The organism is Pseudoduganella sp. RAF53_2 (assembly GCF_052113985.1).
Lineage (GTDB): Bacteria > Pseudomonadota > Gammaproteobacteria > Burkholderiales > Burkholderiaceae_D > Rugamonas.
Genome location: NZ_JBFRDW010000913.1, coordinates 1 through 1,682 on the forward strand (window position 1 = coordinate 1; position 1,682 = coordinate 1,682).

The window sequence follows — 1,682 nt, forward strand, 5'->3', positions numbered from 1 at the left end:
GTACTGGAAGAGTATCAAGGCAAAAAAAGCCAGTGCTTTGCTAGTTCGAATTTTCACGTTTGCTTTCCTTTTTGCAGGGACCGTTTTGCCGGTCCTCGCAGGCGATCCTGCCGCGGAGCGAGTGAGGCAACTTCAGTTCGGGGTGATTGCGCTCGCAGCTGCAGGATTGCTTCAACTGGCCGACAAGGTATTTGGCTGGTCCAGTGGTTGGGTTCGTTACATAACCACAGTCACGCCTATGGAGGCACTGGCAACTCGGTTTGAGATGGATTGGTCCGGCTATATGTTGTCAAAGTCGGGCTCTCTAGAGACTTCAGATGTTGGGCAACTATTCCCTCTGGCGAAGAAATTCGTAGACGATGCGTTGAAGCTCCAATCAGATGAGACTGACAAATGGGTTGCCGAATTCAATAATGGAACCGCAGCGTTGGCCGATGCGATCAGGGCAGGTAAAGAAGTCGCAGAGCGAACTCTCGACTCATCGAAAACTGYGGCAGCGAGCGCGGCGCAAACCGGAGCGCTACAGCTAACGATTACAAAAGCGAACGCAGATGACCAAATTGCCGTCAGTGTCGACGGCGAAATGCCGACCCCTTACGCAGGTAGTATTTGGGCGCGCACCAACGTCCCGTTAGGTGTTCGGTTGGTACAAGTTCTAAATTTGACCACGCAAGCGAAATCGGTAGTTCAGGCGCTTATAGTTCAGCCGAATGCCGTTACAAGTGCGACCGTCGCGGTATAGCACGCGAGAGAACTTATGAGGCTTATTCTGGGGAAGTGTTACCTATACCGCTGGTAGTATCCGGCCACTTCTTTAGGTTCCCGTTCCGCGCTGCGCTTGGAGGCCAAAATGGTGAAATCAGATTCGCTTGTGCTTATCAAAGACAGTCCGTGGTTTTGGTTCATGTCCCTGCTATTTGGAGCATTCCTGTCTGGATTCGCAGCGTATGCAGGTCTTATGACTCTGCTAGGGCGTACGCACGTTAGCAGCGAAGAGCTTACGAAATTGAAAGCGAGCGCGGATTCGATTCCTTTGCTTCAACAGCAGTTGGTTGCTGCAAATCTTGAAGCTCAATCGCGAGACAGAGAACTAAAGCGATCGGAAGGCGTGCGATGCGACGGTCCTGCGGCAAAGATTACCGAAGTCATTCCGATGACATTTCGAGGGTCTGGAACTGGTGAGACCAATTTAATAGCCATTTCTGCGGCGCCTGTTGCGCGGATTGCTCGAATAGTTGCCCATGCAGTCGCAACCGCACAGATTAACGGCTATATGAAATTAGAGGTCACTGGAGCGGGGCAGAACTGCAAGTCGGGCAGGGTGTACCGAAATCCAACGGCGGGACCAGAGCTCTCGGCACAAGTCACGTGCGATGAACCTATTCCTCCAGGTGAATCCCGTCAATTTATTGCACGAGCGCCGAATTACGATGCGGACGGTCGCTCAGTGGATATAGAGGTTACTTTACGTCCCCAGAATTAGTGACAGTTTCGCCGTACGAAGCCCCGGCAAAGCGAGAATGTAACTCGCCAGGAGACCTGAGGGAGATGTAATGTGGGGATGGAGCCGGAACGTGACCTGGCACCATAAAGTGCAGTGACTAATATTTGTCTTACAGGCACTGTTGGATGAGCTACAGTGCGAATTTGTTCCGCAGCCATATGCGGACGTCACATACAGC

General features: G+C 52.1%; 2 protein-coding genes. Both read left to right on the top strand.

The features are described 5' to 3' along the window. Positions 1-742, top strand: a 742-nt coding sequence (locus tag AB4Z11_RS30950; RefSeq protein WP_442029903.1) for an SLATT domain-containing protein, incomplete at its 5' end; no start/stop codon positions are given. A gap of 108 nt (positions 743-850) precedes the next feature. Next, complete coding sequence (locus AB4Z11_RS30955; protein WP_442029905.1) at positions 851-1,483, top strand: hypothetical protein; 633 nt, start codon at positions 851-853, stop codon at positions 1,481-1,483. Positions 1,484-1,682 lie beyond the last annotated feature (199 nt).

Excerpts from the sequence above, each read along its gene's own strand:
- AB4Z11_RS30955 (WP_442029905.1), top strand. The coding sequence starts at position 851 with ATGGTGAAATCAGATTCGCTTGTGCTTATCAAAGACAGTCCGTGGTTT.